At 61.0% G+C, this 19,726-nt stretch carries 14 protein-coding genes and 2 pseudogenes; 9 read left to right on the forward strand and 7 right to left on the reverse strand.

The window, feature by feature from the left end:
* Positions 1 to 30: 30 nt before the first annotated feature.
* The 4 genes and pseudogenes from HX868_RS11130 to HX868_RS11140 form a co-directional block, all read right to left on the reverse strand.
* Complete coding sequence (locus tag HX868_RS11130) at positions 31 to 2,439, reverse strand: glucose/quinate/shikimate family membrane-bound PQQ-dependent dehydrogenase (RefSeq protein WP_177002881.1); 2,409 nt, start codon at positions 2,437 to 2,439, stop codon at positions 31 to 33.
* Between the two features lie 359 nt (positions 2,440 to 2,798).
* A pseudogene (locus tag HX868_RS31210) lies at positions 2,799 to 3,335 on the reverse strand (methyl-accepting chemotaxis protein); the annotation flags it as partial.
* A gap of 327 nt (positions 3,336 to 3,662) precedes the next feature.
* Positions 3,663 to 4,742 (reverse strand): annotated as a pseudogene (locus HX868_RS31215) (cache domain-containing protein); the annotation flags it as partial.
* Between the two features lie 145 nt (positions 4,743 to 4,887).
* Complete coding sequence (locus HX868_RS11140) at positions 4,888 to 5,778, reverse strand: bestrophin family protein (RefSeq protein WP_177002883.1); 891 nt, start codon at positions 5,776 to 5,778, stop codon at positions 4,888 to 4,890.
* A 385-nt stretch (positions 5,779 to 6,163) separates the two neighbouring features.
* Between HX868_RS11140 and HX868_RS11145 the strand changes: the two genes are divergently transcribed.
* From HX868_RS11145 to HX868_RS11155, 3 genes are read left to right on the forward strand one after another with little or no spacing between them, the layout of a single operon-like run.
* Positions 6,164 to 7,012 carry a hypothetical protein gene (locus HX868_RS11145; protein WP_246355515.1) on the forward strand — a complete coding sequence of 283 codons (849 nt, stop codon included), beginning with the start codon at positions 6,164 to 6,166 and terminating at the stop codon, positions 7,010 to 7,012.
* A gap of 26 nt (positions 7,013 to 7,038) precedes the next feature.
* Positions 7,039 to 8,079 (forward strand): GGDEF domain-containing protein, encoded by a 1,041-nt coding sequence (locus HX868_RS11150; protein ID WP_177002885.1) that lies wholly within the window; start codon positions 7,039 to 7,041, stop codon positions 8,077 to 8,079.
* Positions 8,080 to 8,089: 10 nt separating this feature from the next.
* Complete coding sequence (locus tag HX868_RS11155) at positions 8,090 to 8,284, forward strand: hypothetical protein (RefSeq protein WP_177002886.1); 195 nt, start codon at positions 8,090 to 8,092, stop codon at positions 8,282 to 8,284.
* Between the two features lie 7 nt (positions 8,285 to 8,291).
* Here HX868_RS11155 and HX868_RS11160 read toward each other — a convergent pair whose 3' ends face one another.
* A complete protein-coding gene (locus HX868_RS11160; protein ID WP_177002887.1) occupies positions 8,292 to 8,603 on the reverse strand; it encodes an ArsR/SmtB family transcription factor in 312 nt (103 codons plus the stop codon).
* 78 nt (positions 8,604 to 8,681) lie between these two features.
* On the opposite strand from HX868_RS11160, the gene HX868_RS11165 reads away from it, so the two are divergent.
* Both HX868_RS11165 and HX868_RS11170 read left to right on the forward strand, forming a co-directional pair.
* A complete protein-coding gene (locus HX868_RS11165) occupies positions 8,682 to 9,773 on the forward strand; it encodes an NADH:flavin oxidoreductase/NADH oxidase (protein WP_177002888.1) in 1,092 nt (363 codons plus the stop codon).
* A 200-nt stretch (positions 9,774 to 9,973) separates the two neighbouring features.
* On the forward strand, positions 9,974 to 12,097 hold the full coding sequence (locus tag HX868_RS11170) for a TonB-dependent siderophore receptor (RefSeq protein ID WP_177002889.1): 2,124 nt from the start codon (positions 9,974 to 9,976) through the stop codon (positions 12,095 to 12,097).
* 110 nt (positions 12,098 to 12,207) lie between these two features.
* On the opposite strand, the gene HX868_RS11175 is transcribed toward HX868_RS11170, so the two are convergent.
* Both HX868_RS11175 and HX868_RS11180 read right to left on the reverse strand, forming a co-directional pair.
* Positions 12,208 to 12,930: a FadR/GntR family transcriptional regulator gene (locus HX868_RS11175; RefSeq protein ID WP_177002890.1), complete on the reverse strand. Its 723-nt coding sequence runs from the start codon at positions 12,928 to 12,930 to the stop codon at positions 12,208 to 12,210.
* Between the two features lie 48 nt (positions 12,931 to 12,978).
* The gene (locus HX868_RS11180) at positions 12,979 to 14,715 is read right to left on the reverse strand and encodes an IlvD/Edd family dehydratase (RefSeq protein WP_033903150.1); all 1,737 of its coding nucleotides are present in this window, start codon (positions 14,713 to 14,715) and stop codon (positions 12,979 to 12,981) included.
* Positions 14,716 to 14,907: 192 nt separating this feature from the next.
* Between HX868_RS11180 and HX868_RS11185 the strand changes: the two genes are divergently transcribed.
* From HX868_RS11185 to HX868_RS11200, 4 genes are read left to right on the forward strand one after another with little or no spacing between them, the layout of a single operon-like run.
* Entirely contained in the window at positions 14,908 to 16,230 is a 1,323-nt protein-coding gene (locus tag HX868_RS11185; RefSeq protein ID WP_177002891.1) for an MFS transporter, read from the forward strand.
* A gap of 15 nt (positions 16,231 to 16,245) precedes the next feature.
* Positions 16,246 to 17,235: an AraD1 family protein gene (araD1, locus tag HX868_RS11190; RefSeq protein WP_177002892.1), complete on the forward strand. Its 990-nt coding sequence runs from the start codon at positions 16,246 to 16,248 to the stop codon at positions 17,233 to 17,235.
* Between the two features lie 11 nt (positions 17,236 to 17,246).
* Positions 17,247 to 18,827 carry an aldehyde dehydrogenase (NADP(+)) gene (locus HX868_RS11195; protein ID WP_177002893.1) on the forward strand — a complete coding sequence of 527 codons (1,581 nt, stop codon included), beginning with the start codon at positions 17,247 to 17,249 and terminating at the stop codon, positions 18,825 to 18,827.
* A 33-nt stretch (positions 18,828 to 18,860) separates the two neighbouring features.
* Positions 18,861 to 19,724 carry an SMP-30/gluconolactonase/LRE family protein gene (locus HX868_RS11200; protein WP_177002894.1) on the forward strand — a complete coding sequence of 288 codons (864 nt, stop codon included), beginning with the start codon at positions 18,861 to 18,863 and terminating at the stop codon, positions 19,722 to 19,724.
* The last annotated feature ends 2 nt before the right edge of the window (positions 19,725 to 19,726 follow it).

Raw genomic sequence — 19,726 nt, forward strand, 5'->3', positions numbered from 1 at the left:
GCGCCGGGGGAGACGCCGCGCGAACAGGGGTTATGGCAGGGCGTAGGCGATCACGTAGTCGCCACGGTCGGTGGACTGGCGGGCGCCGCCGGCGGTGATGACGATGTATTGCTTGCCGGTTTTCGGCGACACGTAAGTCATCGGGCCACCTTGGCTGCCCACGGGCAGGCGGGTTTTCCAGACTTCATCACCGTTGCCGCTGTTGAAGGCGCGCAGGTAGAAATCCTGGGTGCCGGCGATAAAGATCAGGCCGCCTTGGGTCGACAGGGTGCCGCCGAGGGTTGGCAAACCGACCTTGATCGGCAGGTGCATGCGAATGCCCAGCGGACCGGTGTCTTCCACGGTGCCGACCGGCACTTGCCAGGCGACCTTTTGCGTCTTCATGTCGATCGCGGTCAGGGTGCCGAACGGCGGCGCCTGGCACGGAATGCCGGCCACCGACAGGAAGCGGTTTTTGTTCACCGCATACGGCGTGCCCTTGAGCGGCACGGCGCCCATGCCGGTGTTCAGTGCTTCGCCACCGGACGCGGCCTGGGCCTTGTTCTGCGACGGCACCATTTGGATCCACAGGCCCAGGCGCATGTCATTGACGAAGATAAAACCGTGTACCGGGTCGGTGGAGATGCTGCCCCAATTCATGCCGCCCAGGGAGCCTGGGAAACTCAGGGATTTATCGGTGCCCGGCGCGGTGTACAGGCCGTCGTAGCGCATGCCCTTGAAGTCGATGCGGCACAGCAATTGGTCAAACGGCGTGGCGCCCCACATGTCCGATTCAGTCAGGGTTTGCGCGCCGATTTGCGGCATGCCCACCGATTTCGGCTGGGTCGGCGAGTAGGGTTCGTTAGGGATGTTGGCGGCCTTGACTGGGACTTCCTGCACGTCAGTCAGCGGTTTGCCGGTGGCACGGTCGAGCACGTAGATCTGCCCAGCCTTGGTGCCGATCACGACCGCAGGTACGGCTTTGTCACCGCCCGGTGGCGTGAAGTCGATCAGGCTTGGCTGCATCGGCAGGTCGAAGTCCCACAAGTCATTGTGGACGGTCTGGTACACCCACTTTTCCGCGCCGGTGGAGGCATCCAGCGCGAGCACCGAAGCGCCGTATTTGTGGTTGAGTTGGGTGCGTTCCACGCCGTAGATGTCGGTGGACGAGCTGCCCATCGGCAGGAAGACCGTGTTCATCAGCGGGTCGTAGGACATTGGCGCCCAGCTGTTCGGCGTACTGCGCACGTAGGTGCTGCCGTCAGCCGGGGCTTTTTTGTCTTCCGGGTTGCCGGGGTCGAAGGCCCAGCGCATCTGGCCGCTGATCACGTCGAAGCCACGGATCACGCCGCCGGGCATGTCGGTCTGCACGTTATCGGCGACGCGACCACCGACCACCACGGTGGTGCCGGCGATCAGGGGTGCGGAAGACAGTTGGTAGTAGCTGTCCGGCACGTTACCCAGGCCGGCTTTCAAATCCACTTGACCGTGGGTGCCGAAGTCTTCGCAGAACTTGCCGGTGTCGGCGTCTACGGCGATCAGGCGCGCATCGATGGTGTTGGTCAGCAGGCGGCGCTGGCATTGCGCGCCGGCTGGCACACTGGCGGCAATGATCGGTGAGCTATTCGGCTGGGTCGGCTGGGCAATCGGCGCGGTGGCGTCGAAATAGGCCATGCCACGGCAACGCTGCCACACCGCCGATTTGGCGTTGACATCGTTCTTCCACAGCTCTTTGCCGGTGTCGGCGTCCAGGGCGATCAGGTTGTTGTGGGGTGTGCAGATGAACACCTTGTTGCCGATCTGCAGGGGCGTCAGCTGGTCTTCGGCACCGTTGCCGTCGCTGATCGCGACGTCGCCGGTGTGATAGGTCCAGGCCACTTTGAGCTTATTGACCGTCTCACGGTTGATCTGGTCCAGCGCGGCGAAGCGGCTGCCACCTTCGGTGTTGCCGTAATGCGCCCAGTCTTTCTGCGCGTCGGCCGCAGCCACCGGGGTGATGCCAGGGCCGGCACCGGTAGGCGCCACACTCGGGTGGGCGACGAACATATTGCCGGCCGCGACTGCGACGCCCAACGCCAGTACGCCAGCCACCGCATAGGCGCCACGTGCAGGCCGGTTGACGAGCAACGGGTACACCAGCGCCACCACCATGCCGATGGCCGCGAACATGAACACGCGGGAGAACAATGGCCAGAACACCAGGCCCACATCCGCCACGGCCCAAATGGCCGTGCCGATCAGGAAGGCTGCGAACAACCACGCACCGGCCGGCTTGCGGCCGGCGATCAACAGCCCGGCAATCGTCATGACTGCGCCGCCGATCAGGAAGTACCAGGAACCTCCCAGGCTGACCAGTTTGACGCCGCCAATGGCCAGCGCGAGGCCGAGCAGGGCGATGATCACGCCCAGGCCCAGCAGTAAGAATCTAGAGGCGCCAGCGGCGCGCGATGCTCGTTTCATGTCGAAAGGACTCGAATGTGAGAGGGCAAAGACGCGATTTTAGCAAGATAAGTAACTGGTTAGTACATTAGAGTCCTGCAATAGACTATTACAGGTGCTGCGATGATGGGCTGAGGCTAAATGTCGCGCATGTGGGAGCGGTGTAGGTGTGCTCAACCCAATGCGACTCAGGTATCCACTCATTTCTCACGGCGCGAGCGTAATGTGTGGCGAGCGGGCTTGCCCCGCGTTGGGCTGCGAAGCGGCCCTAAAACAGAACACCGAGACCTCCTTGGATTAACTCGGTGACCTTGCTGGGGCTGCTGCGCAGCCCAACGCGGGGCAAGCCCGCTCGCCACGGTGATGCGTTTGCGGATTTGTCAGAACTTGAACCGCCCCACCAACCCCTTGAGCTGACCCGAAATATCCGTCAACCGACCTGACCCGGTCTGCGCCGAGTGGGCAAACCCCTCGACCAGTTGCGCGTCGGCATGGATCTGCGCGATGTGCCGGTTGATCTCTTCGGCCACCTGGTGCTGTTCTTCGGCAGCCGTAGCGATCTGGGTGTTCTGGTCGCGGATCGAGTCCACCGAGCCGCGGATCTTGTCGAAGCTGTCGCGGGCCTGTTGGATGCGTTCCACACTGGTGTGGGACACCAGCAGGCTGCCTTGCATCTGCTGTGTCACTTCCTGGGTACGACGGGCCAGGTTGCCGAGCAGGCTGTCGATCTCGCCGGTAGAGTCGGCGGTACGGCGGGCGAGGGCGCGGACTTCGTCGGCGACCACGGCGAAACCTCGGCCTTGATCCCCAGCGCGTGCCGCCTCGATCGCCGCGTTGAGCGCCAGCAGGTTGGTCTGCTCGGCAATCGAACGGATGGTGTCGAGGATGGTGTTGATGTTTTTGCTGTCCTGCTCCAGCAACTGCATGGTCTGGGTCGACTTTTGCAGGTCTTCGCTGAGCTTGAGCACGCTGCCGGTGGCTTCACCAATGTGGTGCTGGCCGTCGTGCACGTCGCGGTAGCCCTCGTCGGCACTGGTGGCGGCGGCGCTGCAGGAGCGCGCGACTTCGTTGGCGGTGGCCACCATTTCGTTGAACGCAGTGCTCACCAGTTCCACCGCTTCTCGCTGGCGGCCGGCGGCCTGGTTCATGTTGTTGGCGACTTGGCTGGTGTCGGCGGCGGCGGTCTGCAGGTCGGAGGATGCATTACCGATGCGCTGCACCAACTGGGCGATCATGCTCAGGAACTGGTTGAACCAGCCGGCCAGGCTGGCGGTTTCGTCCTTGCCTTGCACCTTGAGCTGGCGCGTCAGGTCGCCTTCACCTTCGGCGATCTCCTGCAGGCCGTCGGCCACGCCGCGAATCGGCCGCACGATAACGCTGGCAAAGCTGGCGCCGACCACTGCGAACACCAACGCCAATACCGCTGCAATGGCCGCGATCAGCCAGGTCAGGCGGGTGGCGCCGGCCATGACTTCGTCGCGCTTGATCAGGCCGATAAAACGCCAGCCCAGGTCTTTGGAGCTGACCATGTTGGCCATGTAGGCCACGCCATCGATCTCGATCTGGGTCACGCCATCGCCGCGCTTGGCCAGTTCGGCGTAGTTGGGGCCCAGGTCGGCCAGGGGTTTGAAGTTGTGCTTGGCATCGCTGGGGTCCACCAGCACGTTGCCGTTGCCTTCCACCAGCATCAGATAGCCGCTGTCACCGAGCTTGATGTTGCGCACCAGTTCGGTGAGCTGCTTGAGCGACACGTCCAGGCCGACCACGCCGAGGATATTGCCGGTGGCATCCGCGACGGTATGCACGGTGCCGATCAGCGTCACGTCGTCCGGCGCCCAATAATAGGCACCGGTGCGCACGGTCTTGCCCGGCGCGGCGACGGCTGCCTGGTACCAGGGGCGTACGCGTGGGTCGTAATTGTTGAGTTTGGTGTCGTCGGGCCAACTGGCGTAGCCGCCGTCTTTCAAGCCCAGGGACAGGTAGGCTGTGCTCGGATGGCTCTTGGCGAACTGGTCGAAAATTTCCAGCAGTGCTTTATTGGTGGGGGTGAGGGGGATTTGTGCGGCGTCGGCGCCGGCGTAGCTCTTGAGCTCTTTGGCCGCGACAACGCGCGGGTCCTTGGCCACGTAGTCGACGTTCTGGCTGATGCCGTCGAAGAACTGCTTCATGCCGTTGTCGATCTGGCGGATCTCGCGGCCGCTGCTGTCGAGGAAATTGGCCTGGGCCCCCTCGCGCAGATTCAGCACAACCAGTACCGCGACCAAAATAACCGGGACGCACGCGATGGCGGCAAACGCCCAGGTCAGCTTTTGCTTGATATTCATGACTTCACCCGCGGGTATTTATAATTTTTGGCAAGGAGAAAACAGTGGCGTCGAGCGTCGCATGTGTTGTTTTGAGGGGGTGTGGCCCATGCGTACTCCCTGTGTATCGACTGCAGGAGCACGCACTTGAGGGCCAAAGGAGGGTTTAACCGATGCGCTCGCCACCCAGCGCATCACGCTGCATCGACTGCAGGTTTTTCTCGATGGTTTCGCAGATGGTTTCCATCTGGATTTGGTGTTCACTAGAGTTGAATGGGCTTTGCAAGTCGGTGCCAATGCGCTCGATGGCCAGCAGCATGAAACCCACCACCGTCGAGGCCAGCGGGGTGAACCACCCCAGGGATTCCACCAGGCCCACCGGCACGATCAGGCAAAACAGCGAGATAAACAGGCGCGGGAAATACACGTAGGGGTAGGGCAGTGGGGTGTTGGCAATCCGTTCCATACCGCCCTGGGCGTTGGACAAGTCCACCAGGGTCGACTCCAGCCGCGCCAGGCGGATGCTGTCGAGGTGGCCGGCTTTGTATTCCTTGGCCAACAGCGCGGCAGAGCCGGTGAGGATGTCGTTGGCGAAGTTATTGGTCGCGCCATTGCGCGCGAACTCGTCGCCAGGAATGAATGCACGTACTTCCTCGGGGCAGGGCTCGCCCTTGAGGTGGGCAGCCAGACAATTCACGTACGCCACATGGCGGCGCAGCAGGGTGGCCTTGACCGGGTTCACTTCGCCGTCGGGGTCGTCCAGCAGGGTCAATACCTGACGTGCAAAACTGCGCGAATTGTTGACCATCGCTCCCCATAGCGTGCGGGCTTCCCACCAGCGGTTGTAGGCGCTGCTGTTACGAAAGCTGATCAGCACCACCAGCGCCGAACCCAGCAGGGTCAGGGGCATCAGCGGCAAATTGATCTTGGCGGTGAGGAACAGCATGAAGTCCACGGTGACGGCGACGTCCCACAGCAACAACCAGAACAGTGCCCAGCCTACATAGCCCATGGTCTTGATGATCAGGCGATACTTTTTGAGGATGGCAGCTTTCAAACGAGGACCTCGCGGCGAGCGGTAAGCAACAGTGCCTTAGCTCGGACGCCGGCGGGTGGGTAAGGTTCGCCTCGGAGACTGAAACGTTTAAGTCGACGTGGCTGGATTTGGTGTGAACCACCTGGGTTCCAAGCGCGCTGGTGATATGTAAGTAAATGTCACAAAAGTTCTATTACTGATCCGGCCGCTGCGCTTTATTGGAACAATTTTGGTAGCGATGGGGTCCCGTACTTTAATCACGATAGATTGCGCTTCGAGGCAAAACGCCATTAGTGGCTTTTATTCTGACGTGAGTTGTTGTGAGACCTGATTGCCGAAAGAGTGCAATTGATATCAATGAATTCAGGTTGTTTGATCAGGGCTCTTTCTCATGTGTGGTGGTTCTTTGAAGTTGGCGCTGGAGCATTCGGCACGCGTGGCCGAACGCAATGTGGAATTTGAGGCGTGCATTCGCACCCATTACACACTGTTGCTGGAGCCCTATTCGAAAAGACCGTTTTTTTACAAGACGGCGTTGAAGTTCAATCGTTTGATGGTGTCGTTTGCACTATTAAGTGCCTATTTTTCCCGGCCGGAGCCGTTACTGTCCGAAGTGAAAGCATTGTGTCTGGCGCGCGGGTTTTGCTCGAGGAACGGCCTGGAGTCGATTTTCCTGCTGTTCAGGGCCTTGGGGTTCATGAAAGTGGCGGGACACCCGGAGGATAGCCGTTTCCGCGTATTCAGCCCGTCGTCCCAGGCGTGCCGGGAGGTGCGGGCGATGCTCACTTCTGTCGTGGAGCCGCTGGGCACGCTCTATCCGGAAAATACGCTGATTCGGCGTTTGGGTGGGGTGGATGACCGTGCTTTTCTGGCCGTTTATTTCAAAGGTTTTGCGACAATCCTTGAGGGTAATTCGACCCTTGATCAGTTGTTGCCGGATTGTTATTGGTTGGTCAATCGCGATGCCGGTCACTTGTTGATGTTGGCTATTTATAACGACGCGTGTGCGTTGGACAACACGGGTGCCAGTTTCCGATCGTCTTCCTATCTTTCACTTGCCGAACAATTATCGGTGTCCAAGACGCACGTTATTCGCTTGGTTCGGGAGGGGGTGGACAGGGGGTATTTCAAAGTTCATTCCAAGACACAGCTGGAAGTGCTGCCGCCGTTTGTGGTGTTGGTCAGACGTTTCATGGCCTATTCATTTGCGATCAGCCTGCACAGTCTCCAATCGGGTCATGCCGACAGTCATTAGGCAACTCAGGTACAGGGAATGAACGAATGCCGGCGAATTTGAAGCTTCGGCCACGGATGCAAAGGCTACTGTCACCGGCGATCTTGCAGGCTGAAATTATCGGGATTATCGCCTGGTTGGGCGTGTTGCTGGTTGACCCATTGATGAAGTTTGGTCTGGACAAACTGATTGTCACGCTGTGTCTGTGGGTGGTCTGCCAGCTTCACCGCGCGGTGACCCACTTCTACATGTGGCGACTGCTTGGCGTTGCCTACATGGTGTTGCTGGCTATTGGGTTCGCCTGTGTGTTGCACGCCAACCTCCAACTGCAAGTATTTGCCTTGCCGCTGGCGTTGACGCTGGTGCTCAGCAGCGCAGTACTGTTTATCACGCCCCAGGATTTCCTGATGTGTGCAGCGTTGGTCTGGTGCGTGATGTGGCCAAATATCCAGATCGGTGTTTACGCTGGCGTCGAGGTTTACCTGGTCATATTTTGCCTGTCATCAGTGTCGATTGGCTTCATCCTGAACTTCTCTTACTTGAAAAACTTGCGCTCCGTGCTGCTGGTTGAAAGTGAGTTCCGCGAACTGGCACACACTGACCACCTGACGTCTCTGTTGAACCGGCGAGCCTTTATGGAAACGTTCGCCAAACTGATTGCAGCCGGTCAGACCGGCTACTTCATGATGTTGGATATCGACAGTTTCAAGTTGAAGAATGACCAATTCGGGCATGACGTCGGCGACAGGATTCTCTGCGCGATGGCCGGGTGCCTGAAATCCACCCGAGGCAGCCACAGTTTTGGCAGGATCGGCGGCGAGGAATTCGGCGTATTACTGGTTTGTGATGATCCCCACACGGCGACCGATTATGCGCTACGGCTGCTGCATGCCATTCGCTGCAGTGTCGCGCCACCGCATGACTACACCTGCAGCGCGGGCATGACGTGCTTTACGGCGGGCGCCGAGCTGTCTGCGGTACTCAAGTGTGCCGATCGCAATCTCTATGCATCCAAGCGCAACGGCAAGGATTGCGTGCATCTGGATGGCCAGCCTGTACGGCCGCGTTTGCCTGCGGCGGTTGAATAAGCGAGGACGTATGAAGATCGAATTGCAAGACGTGGATTCACCCGAAGGTTGTCTGCTGCGGCTGGGTGACTTGAGCATGATGTTCAACACGCGTCTGGAGGCGCAGCGATTTGTCGAGCAACTGCAAGGGCGCATTGGCGCAATCAAATTGGGTGGGACGCCGAGCGTAGACGTTGAGCAGGCCGAAGGCGATCCGCTGGCCTGATCCTGGTTCAGTGCTGGGCGAGGATGCACCCGAGTAAACCGGGAAAGCGTTCCTCAAGCAAATCGCCGCGCAATGAATTCATATGCGTGGTGCCCACACTGCGCGTCTGCACCAGGCCGGCATCGCGCAACACGCGAAAATGATGGGACATGCTCGACTTCGGTCGCCCGCCGTCCAGCTCGCCACAGGTGGCTTCGGGTACGCCGGCCAGGCAACGCACGATTTCCAGGCGCACCGGATCACTCAGCGCGTACAGCAGACGTTCGAGTGTCAGGTCTTGAAGGAGAGGATGTTTGAAGGCTCGCATGAAACGAATCATAACAGGGGGCTATCGTTGAATACCATAGTTCGATTACCATCGAACTATCGAATCAACCACCTGCTTGCTGGAGCTACCATGTCCGCTTTGTTCGAACCGTTCAAACTCAAAGACGTCACCCTGCGCAATCGCATCGCCATCCCGCCAATGTGCCAATACATGGCCGAAGATGGCATCGTCAACGACTGGCACCTCGTGCACCTGGCCAGCATGGCCCGTGGTGGTGCCGGTTTGCTGGTCGTCGAAGCCACTGCCGTCGCACCGGAAGGCCGTATCACGCCAGGCTGCGCTGGTCTCTGGAGCGATGCCCACGCCGAAGCCTTCGTGCCGATGGTCAAGGCCATCAAGGCCGCCGGTTCGGTGCCGGGCATCCAGATCGGTCACGCCGGCCGCAAAGCCAGCGCCAACCGCCCATGGGAAGGGGATGACCACATGGTTGCCACCGATGCGCGCAGGTGGGAAACCATCGCACCGTCGGCCATCGCGTTCGGTGCCAACCTGCCGCAAGTGCCGCGTGCCATGACCCTGGACGACATCGCCCGCGTGCGCCAAGACTTCGTCGACGCTGCCCGCCGCGCTCGCGACGCCGGTTTTGAGTGGATCGAGCTGCACTTCGCCCACGGCTACCTGGGCCAGAGCTTCTTCTCCGAACACTCCAACCAACGCACCGACGCCTACGGCGGCAGCTTCGACAACCGCAGCCGCTTCCTCCTGGAAACCCTGGCGGCCGTGCGTGAAGTCTGGCCGGAAAACCTGCCGCTCACTGCGCGTTTTGGCGTGATCGAATACGACGGCCGCGACGAGCAGACCCTCACCGAATCCATCGAACTGGCCCGTCGTTTCAAGGCCGGTGGCCTGGACCTGCTGAGTGTCAGCGTCGGTTTCACCATCCCAGAAACCAATATCCCGTGGGGTCCGGCGTTCATGGGCCCGATTGCTGAACGCGTACGCCGTGAAGCCGGTATCCCGGTGACATCGGCCTGGGGTTTCGGCACGCCGCAACTGGCGGAAGGCGCCTTGCAAGCCGGGCACTTGGACCTGGTTTCGGTGGGGCGTGCGCACTTGGCCGACCCGCACTGGGCGTACTTCGCGGCCAAGGAACTGGGCGTCGAGAAGTCGTCGTGGACCTTGCCCGCACCTTATGCGCATTGGTTGGAACGTTATCGCTAAGGCGGTGATGGCGTGACAAAAGCCACTCGTAAGAGTGGCTTTTTTTTGTGTTTTTTTTGCCGTGCGTGGATACAACGCGGTTGCTCGAATAGTCACTAATGAGAACGGATATCAATCGTTAATGATTTAACCTATCATGCGCGCCAGAATAATTGGCAGATATGCCGCCCCATCTGGCTCTTTCACTAGGTTTGTCCTTCATGCGTCGTACCCTGCTTTCCGTGTGTGTGCTTCAGGCGTTTTCCCCATTGAGCTGGGCGGAGGTCGAACCGGTTGAAAAAACTGCGATCGAGCTGCAAACCACCAGCATCACCGGCGCGGCCGACTACGAAACCGCCCAGGGCCCGGTGCAGGGCTACCATGCCACACGCTCGGCGAGTGCGACGCGCACCGATACGTCGATCCACGAAACCCCGCAGTCCATCAGCGTGGTGTCCAAGGCGGTGGTCGAGGACATCGGCGCCACCCGCTTGCAGGACGCACTGGATTACGCCGGCGGTGTCGGCCGTGCCAACAACTTCGGCGGGCAGGGGCTCACCACCTTTACCGTGCGCGGCTTTACCACCGGCGAGTTCTACCGCAATGGTTTCCCGATCAACCGTGGCTACCCGAACATGCCCGACGCCAACACCATCGAGCGACTGGAAGTATTGCGCGGCCCGGCGACCATGCTCTACGGCCGGGGTGATCCGGGCGGCACTTTCAACGTGGTGACCAAGCAGCCGCTGGCCGAACGCACCGTGACTCTTGGCAGCCAGTTGAACGACCAAGGTATGAAGCGCGGCACGCTGGATGCTTCCGGCCCGTTGGATGAAGAAGGCCGTCTGGCCTACCGCTTGAACGTGGTAGGCGAGGGCGGCGAGACCTTCCGTGATCATGTGGAAACCGAACGCTACGGCGTGACCCCGGTAATCACCTGGCAGGCCACCGACGACACCAAGGTGATTTTCGAAGGTGACTTCATGCGCAACAATCACCCGTTGGACCGTGGCTTGACGCGCTTCGCCACGCAGAAAGGCACGGCGTCCCGCGATACCTTCTGGGGTGATAAAGACGTTGGCAAATTGCACAACGACAACAGCATGGCTCAGCTGCGTTTCGAGCATCTGCTCAGTGACAACTGGACCCTGGGCGGCGGTTTCCAATGGCTCGACGGTACGTTGCAGGGCAACGCGATTGAAGCCAACAGCCTGGCTGCCGACGGGCACACGCTCAACCGCAACTTCAACTACCGCAAGCTGGAGTGGACCGACAAGAACACCCAACTCAACCTCACCGGGCATTTTTCCACGGGTGGGTTCGATCACACCTTGCTCACAGGCGTCGAGTTTGAGGATTACGACTACAAGTCAATTATCCAGCGTTCGTCCGCTGCCTACACCAGTGATATTTTCAACCCGGTCTACGGCAAGCCACGGCCTGCACTCACCAGCACGCCTACTCATGACAAGGAAAACCTCAAGACCTACGCAGCCTTCGTTCAGGATCAGGTTGCCCTGACTGAACGTCTAAAAGTCCTGGCTGGCGCTCGTTTCGAGCGTTTTGAGCACCAGTACGAGAGCTACGTGCCGGGCACAAAAAACTGGGAAGCCAGCGATAACGCTGTAACACCACGGGTGGGCGTGATCTACGACCTGACCGACTCACTGGCCGTGTACGCCGATGCTGCGCGTTCATTCAAGCCCAATACGGGCGCCGCCCGCACGGGTGAAGGCTTTGAACCGGAGAAAGGCAAGTCTTATGAAATGGGCATCAAGTGGGAAGCGCTGGATCACCAGTTGAGTGTCGACGCTGCGATTTATCAGATCGACAAAAAGAACGTGCTGACCACTGATCCTGCGGACCCCACCGCCACCTTCAAGGTCGCAGCGGGCCAGGTGCGCAGCCGTGGTTTTGACTTGAACGTCGCCGGCAGCCTTACGCCAGAGTGGCGCGTGATCGGTGGATACGCCTACGTGGACGCCGAAGTGACCAAGGACAACACACTCCGTGTCGGTACGCACCTGGCCAACATCCCGCGCAACAGCTTCAGTCTGCTGAACGTCTACGAATTCCAGGACGGCAGCCTTAAAGGGCTTGGGCTGGGCGCGGGGGCGAAATATGTTGATGAGCGTGTCGGCCAGACCTCCAACACCCCGTTTACGATGGACGCCTACACCGTGGTCGACCTGCTTGGCTACTACAAGGTCAACGACAACGTGCGGCTCAACCTGGATGTGAAGAACCTGTTCAATCGTGACTTTGAAGAGGGCGCGTTCGGCAACTTCTACGCCTACCCAGGCGCGCCACGCACAGTGCAGGTGGGCATCGCCTACACCCTGTGAATCAATCACACGATGGCCTGGCACACCGCATATCCCTGTGGGAGCGGGCAAGCCCGCTCCCACATTTGGATTGATTTAAACCTGATAGAGCGTGGTTGATGACTTGCCCATTACAGCGGCGTCAACACATTCATCACCGTATCCAACGCCACCCGCGTGTCATCCAGCTGCACCAGCGACGCATGCCGCGCCCCCAGTGCATCGCGGTTCTGGATCGCGGTGAGGATCGCCTTGTGCCGAGGCAGGCTCAGGCCCTGGATGTCCGGGCGGCGGTTGGTGATGTTGATCGACTCGCGCAACGGCAATGACAGCATGTTGCACATGTAGGCCAGCAGGTCGTTGCGGGTGGCATCGGCAATCGCGCGGTGGAAGTCCAGGTCGGCCTGCAACAGGTCTTCGTGGGTCTGCGCGGTTTCCATGCCCTGGTAGGCGTGTTCGATGGTCGCGATGTCTTCGTCGGTAGCAGTGGTCGCGGCCATGGCGGCGATTTCCGGTTCGAGGATGCGTCGCACGCCGGCCAGGGTGTTGAAAAATTCGCTGTGGGGCGTGGACTGCATCAACCAGGACAGCACGTCCGGATCGAGCAGGTGCCATTTCAGCCGAGGCCGCACCACCGCGCCCACCCGTGGCTTGGAATACACCAGGCCCTTGGCGCTGAGCACCCGCGTAGCTTCACGCAACACCGAGCGGCTGACCTTGTACTCCTCGCAGAGCGTGGCCTCCATGGGCAACCGTTCTTCAGGCTTGAAGCGACCGGAAACGATGTGCATGCCCAGATCCTGAACGATCTGGGCATGCTGGCTCTTGCGCGGCTTGGACGGCTGGTGATCCATGACTACAGGGCGGCTCTGGCTTGAATTCGCCGCATCATAGCATCCCAATTAGTGGGAATGCCTTGGGACTTCCGCCCCACGGCAACCCACCAGGAAGTCAAAGTCGCAGCCTTGGTCGGCCTGCAGCACATGGTCGATGTAGAGCTGGCGATAGCCGCCGACGATCAGCTTCTCGGGTGGCGCCAGGTCGGCCATACGTGCCGCCAGCTCTGCGTCGGGGATGTCCAGGTGCAGGCGACCGTTGGCGCAGTCCAGTTCGATCCAGTCACCTTCCTTCACTGTGGCCAACGGACCGCCGGCCGCAGCCTCCGGTGCCACGTGCAATACCACGGTGCCGTACGCGGTGCCGCTCATGCGTGCGTCGGAAATCCGCACCATATCCGTTACGCCCTGGGCCAGCAGCTTGGCGGGCAAGCCCATGTTGCCGACTTCGGCCATGCCTGGGTAACCCTTGGGCCCGCAGTTTTTCATGACCAGGATCGAGTTCGCGTCGACGTCCAGTTCCGGGTCGTTGATGCGCGCCTTGTACATGTCGAAGTTCTCGAACACCACCGCGCGGCCTCGGTGCTGCATCAGTTCAGGGCTGGCGGCGGACGGCTTGAGGACTGCACCGAGCGGCGCCAGGTTGCCGCGCAGCACGCAGATACCGCCGTCGGCGCGGATCGGGTTGTCGAGGGTGCGGATCACCTCGTCCTGGCCGTAGATCGGCGAGTCCTGGGTGTTCTCGCCGAGGGATTTGCCATTCACGGTCAAAGCATTCGGATGGGGAATCAGGTTGGCTTCGCCGAGGCGACGCAGTACGGCAGGCAGGCCGCCGGCGTAGTAGAACTCTTCCATCAGGAAGCGCCCCGACGGCTGCAAGTCCACGATGGTCGGCATGCCACGGCCCATGCGGGTCCAATCGTCCAGATCGAGTTCGACGCCGATGCGTCCGGCGATGGCCTTCAAGTGGATCACTGCGTTGGTCGAACCGCCGATGGCCGCATTCACGCGGATCGCGTTTTCAAACGCCTCTTTGGTGAGGATCTTCGACAGCTTCAAGTCTTCGCGCACCATCTCCACCGCGCGCATGCCCGACATATGCGCCAGCACATAACGCCGTGCGTCCACCGCCGGAATCGCCGCGTTGTGCGGCAGCGAGGTGCCCAGTGCCTCGGCCATACAGGCCATCGTCGACGCTGTGCCCATGGTGTTGCAGGTGCCCGCCGAACGCGACATGCCGCCCTCGGCCGCAAGGAAATCATCCAGCGTGATCGTGCCGGCCTTGACCTGTTCGCTGAGCTGCCAGACCACGGTACCCGAGCCGATGTCTTGGCCCTTGTGCTTGCCGTTGAGCATCGGCCCGCCGGTGACCACGATGGCGGGCACGTCGCAGCTGGCGGCGCCCATCAGCAGGGCCGGGGTGGTTTTGTCGCAGCCGGTCAGCAGCACCACGCCGTCAATCGGGTTGCCGCGAATCGCCTCTTCGACGTCCATGCTCGCCAGGTTGCGCGTGAGCATTGCGGTTGGGCGCAGGTTCGATTCGCCGTTGGAGAACACCGGGAATTCCACTGGGAAGCCACCGGCCTCGATCACACCGCGTTTGACGTGTTCGGCGATCTGGCGGAAATGCGCGTTGCACGGCGTCAGCTCCGACCAGGTATTGCAGATGCCGATGATCGGCTTGCCATGGAACTGATGGTCGGCAATGCCCTGATTCTTCATCCAGCTGCGGTACATGAAGCCGTTCTTGTCGGCAGTACCAAACCACTGGGCGGAGCGTAGGCCGGGCTTTTTATCAGACATGATCGATTCTCTTATTGTATGACTATATATTCTATGCGTGCCTAAACATAAGCGCAAAAACGCTGCTTTGGAAGAGTTGTTTTGCAAATAGTCATACTATATAGTCGGTCTCAACTGAGGTATTGCCCTGGCGGATTTTCGCGAGAGGCGTCCCCCGAGCTTCTATAAAAACAACAATCGGAGATCGACCCCATGAGCCAGGAACTGCGGCTTATTCGGCGCATCACGCTGAAACTGATTCCCTTCCTGATCCTGCTGTACCTGATCGCCTACGTGGACCGTTCCGCCGTGGGCTTTGCCAAATTGCACATGGGCGCCGACGTCGGCATCGGCGATGCCGCCTATGGCTTGGGCGCGGGGCTGTTCTTTATTGGCTACTTCCTCTTCGAGATCCCCAGCAACCTGATGCTTGACCGCTTCGGCGCACGGCGCTGGTTTGCGCGGATCATGATCACCTGGGGCGCCATCACCATCGGCATGGCCTTCGTGCAGGGGCCGCACAGCTTCTATGTGATGCGCTTTCTACTCGGCGCGGCGGAGGCGGGGTTCTTTCCGGGCGTTCTGTACTACATCACCCAATGGTTCCCGGTGCGCCATCGCGGCAAGATCCTCGGGCTGTTCATTCTGTCCCAGCCCATCGCGATGATGATCACCGGGCCGGTGTCCGGTGGTTTGCTGGGCATGGACGGCATTCTTGGCCTGCATGGCTGGCAGTGGCTGTTCATCGTCATCGGCACCCCGGCGATCCTGCTGACCTGGCCGGTGCTGCGCTACCTGCCGGATGGCCCCAAGCAGGTCAATTGGATGAGCGAGGACGAGAAAACCTGGCTCACCGGCGAACTCGCCAAAGACCTGCAAGCCTACGGCCAGACCCGCCACGGCAACCCGCTGCATGCTCTCAAAGACAAGCGCGTATTGCTGCTGGCGCTGTTCTACCTGCCGGTTACCCTGAGCATCTATGGCTTGGGCCTGTGGCTGCCGACCCTGATCAAACAGTTCGGTGGCAGCGACCTCACCACCGGTTTCATCTCTGCCGTGCCGTACATTTTCGGGATCATCGGCCTGTTGATCATCCCGCGCAGCTCCGACCGTTTGAATGATCGTTACGGCCACCTCGCCGTGCTCTACGTACTGGGCGCCATCGGCTTATTCTTCAGCGCCTGGCTCAGCGTGCCGGTGCTGCAAATGGCGGCGCTGTGCCTGGCAGCTTTTGCGATGTTTTCCTGCACGGCGGTGTTCTGGACCTTGCCGGGGCGCTTCTTTGCCGGAGCCAGTGCAGCGGCGGGCATTGCCCTGATCAATTCGGTGGGCAACCTCGGCGGCTATATCGGCCCATTCGTGATCGGCGCGCTCAAGGAATACACCGGCAACCTGGCCTCGGGCTTGTACTTTTTGTCCGCCGTGATGGTGTTTGGCTTGCTGCTGACGGGGGTGGTCTACCGCCTGCTGGAACGCAAGCATGTGCTGCCTGCCGACCAATTCGCCGCCAGTGCCCGTGGCGCAACACGTACTTAATTCAGGAGAAAAGGCATGCGTTTAGTTCAGTTCGAGTTGCGTAACGGTGAGCGCCGCGTCGGCGTGGTGGAAGGCGGCAAAGTGCGTGAGGTCAATAATGCCCGCACTGTGCGCGAGCTGGCCCTGGCCGCTATCGAAGCCGGTGTCGGCCTGGCGCAACAGGTGGACAGCCTGGGCCTGGGCGACAGCTACGACTACGCCACCTTGCTGGCTGACCTGAAAATCCTGCCGCCGCTGGACCATCCGGACCCGGCCCATATGCTGATCAGCGGCACCGGCCTGACCCACCTGGGCAGCGCCTCGGCGCGGGACAAGATGCACCAGGCCGGTGACGACACCGCATTGACCGACACCATGCGCATTTTCAAATGGGGCGTGGAGGGCGGCAAGCCAGAGTCCGGCGAGGCGGGCGTGCAACCGGAGTGGTTCTACAAAGGCGACGGCAGCATCGTCGTCCGCCCAGGCGCGGCGTTCCCCGTGCCGCCGTTTGCCGAAGATGCAGGAGAGGAGCCGGAGATCGGTGGCCTGTACGTGATCGGCCCGGACAGCAAGCCCTATCGCGTCGGTTTCGCGGTGGGCAACGAGTTCTCTGATCACGTGATGGAACGCAAAAACTACCTGTACCTGGCCCATTCCAAACTGCGCAGTTGCAGCTATGGCCCGGAGTTGCGCGTGGGCGAGTTGCCTCAGCACCTGGCGGGCACCAGCCGCATCCTGCGTAACGGCGAGGAAATCTGGCGGAACGAATTCCTCAGCGGCGAGGCCAATATGTGCCACAGCCTGGAAAACCTCGAATACCACCACTTCAAATATCGCCAGTTCCTCAAGCCCGGCGACGTGCACATCCACTTTTTCGGCACCGCCACGCTGTCATTCGCCGACGGTCTACGTACCCAGGCCGGCGATGTGTTCGAGATCAGCCAGGCCGAGTTCGGTGCGCCGCTGGTCAACCGTGTCGGCAGCAGCGACGCGGCATTCGAGCCCGGCAACGTCATCACCCTTTAAAGGAGAGTTTCATGACCCAGTTCCTCGGCCACAACTACATCGGCGGCCAGCGCAGCGCCAGCGGCAGCGTCACCTTGCAAAGTGTCGACGCGAGCACCGGCGACGCGTTGCCTCAAGACTTCTACCAGGCCACGCCGCAGGAAGTCGACGCCGCCGCCAAGGCTGCCGCCGCGGCATACCCGGCTTACCGCGCATTGAGTGCGGCGCGGCGTGCGCAGTTCCTCGATGCAATTGCCGATGAGCTGGACGCCTTGGGCGATGATTTTGTCGAGTTGGTCTGCCGCGAAACCGCTTTGCCCGCCGTGCGCATCAAGGGCGAGCGTGGGCGTACCAGCGGGCAGATGCGCCTGTTTGCTACAGTGCTGCGTCGCGGGGATTTTTACGGCGCGCGCATCGACAAGGCACTGCCTGATCGCCAGCCCTTGCCGCGTCCGGATTTGCGTCAATACCGCATCGGCCTGGGGCCTGTCGCCGTGTTTGGTGCAAGCAACTTCCCCCTGGCGTTTTCAACTGCGGGCGGCGACACCGCCGCCGCGCTGGCGGCAGGTTGCCCGGTGGTATTCAAGGCCCACAGCGGGCATATGGCAACCGCCGAGTGTGTTGCCGATGCAATCATTCGCGCGGCCGAAACCACCGAGATGCCCGCCGGTGTGTTCAATATGATCTTCGGTGGCGGCGTCGGCGAAGCGCTGGTCAAGCACCCGGCGATCCAGGCGGTGGGCTTTACCGGTTCGCTCAAAGGCGGCCGTGCGTTGTGCGACATGGCGGCAGCGCGCCCGCAGCCGATCCCGGTGTTTGCCGAGATGTCGAGCATCAACCCGGTGATCGTGCTGCCTCAGGCATTAACTGCACGGGTCGAAAGCGTGGCTCGCGACCTGACTGCCTCGGTAGTCCAAGGCTGCGGCCAGTTCTGCACCAACCCCGGCCTGGTGATTGGCATCGCCTCGCCCGAATTCACCGCGTTCACCCAACAAGTCGCACAACTGATCGGCGACCAACCGGCACAGACCATGCTCAACGCCGGCACCCTGGGCAGCTATGGCAAGGGCCTGGAAAAACTTCTTGCACATCCGGGCATCCAGCACCTGGCGGGCCGCCAACAGGCCGGCAACCAAGCGCAACCGCAGGTGTTCAAGGCTGATGCGAGCCTGTTGATCGACGGCGATGCAGTGCTGCAGGAAGAAGTCTTCGGCCCCACCACGGTGTTTGTCGAAGTGGCCGACCAGGCCCAGTTCAGCGCCGCTTTGCGCGGCCTGCATGGTCAACTCACCGCCACGATCATTGGCGAGCCGGCTGACCTGCAACAGTTCGCCGAACTCACGCCGCTGCTGGAGCAGAAGGTCGGTCGCATCCTGCTCAACGGATACCCGACCGGCGTGGAGGTCTGCGATTCGATGGTGCACGGCGGGCCGTACCCGGCGACGTCGGATGCCCGTGGCACCTCGGTCGGCACCTTGGCCATCGACCGTTTCCTGCGCCCCGTGTGCTTCCAGAATTACCCTGATAGCCTGCTGCCCGACGCGTTGAAAAACGCCAACCCGTTGCGTATCCAGCGGCTGGTGGATGGCACGCCATCTCGCGACCCGCTGTAACGCAGACCTGAGAACAATAATCCAGGAGGCATCATGTCGTGTATCGCCGTTACCCCGCACCGTGCGCAGTTGGGCGAAGGTCCGTTCTGGGACGCGCCCACCCAGGCGCTGTACTGGGTGAATATCGCCGGTAAACAGGCGCTGCGCCTGATGGGTGGGCAGTTGCAGGTGTGGCAGTTGCCCGAGCATGTCTCGGCCTTCATCCCGTGTGAAAGCGGCGATGCCTTGGTGACCCTGAGCAGCGGCGTGTATCGCATTGACCTGGCCACCGAAGCCCTGACCCTGCTGTGCGTCGCGGACCCGCAACCGGGCAACCGTGGCAATGAAGCGCGCTGCGATGCCCAGGGTCGTCTATGGCTGGGCACCATGCAGAACAACATCGGCGAGCAGGGTGAAGACCTGCCCATCACCCGGCGTTCCGGCGGCCTGTTCCGTATCGATGCCGATGCGCATGTCACGCCGTTGCTCAGTGGCCTGGGCATTCCCAATACCTTGCTGTGGAGCGACGACGGCCGTCACGTGCACTTTGGCGACAGCCTGGACGGCACGCTGTATCGCCATTCGATCCAGCCAAGCGGCGAACTCGACCCCGCCCACACATGGTTCGGCCCCCATGAGCGCGGCGGGCCGGACGGTTCGGCGATGGACGCAGAAGGTTACATCTGGAATGCCCGTTGGGACGGCAGTTGCCTGCTGCGGATAGCCCCAGATGGCCAGGTGGATCGCATTATCGAATTGCCCGTCAGCCGACCTACCAGTTGCGTATTTGGCGGGCCCAACCTCACCACGCTGTATATCACCAGTGCTGCCAGCCCCTTGGATCATCCGTTGGACGGTGCCGTGTTGGCGATGGAAGTGGATGTACCCGGAAAATCTTGTACTCGTTTCGCCGGATAACC

The sequence above is a fragment of the Pseudomonas reactans genome (genome assembly GCF_013385825.1).
Taxonomy (GTDB): Bacteria; Pseudomonadota; Gammaproteobacteria; order Pseudomonadales; family Pseudomonadaceae; genus Aquipseudomonas; species Aquipseudomonas reactans.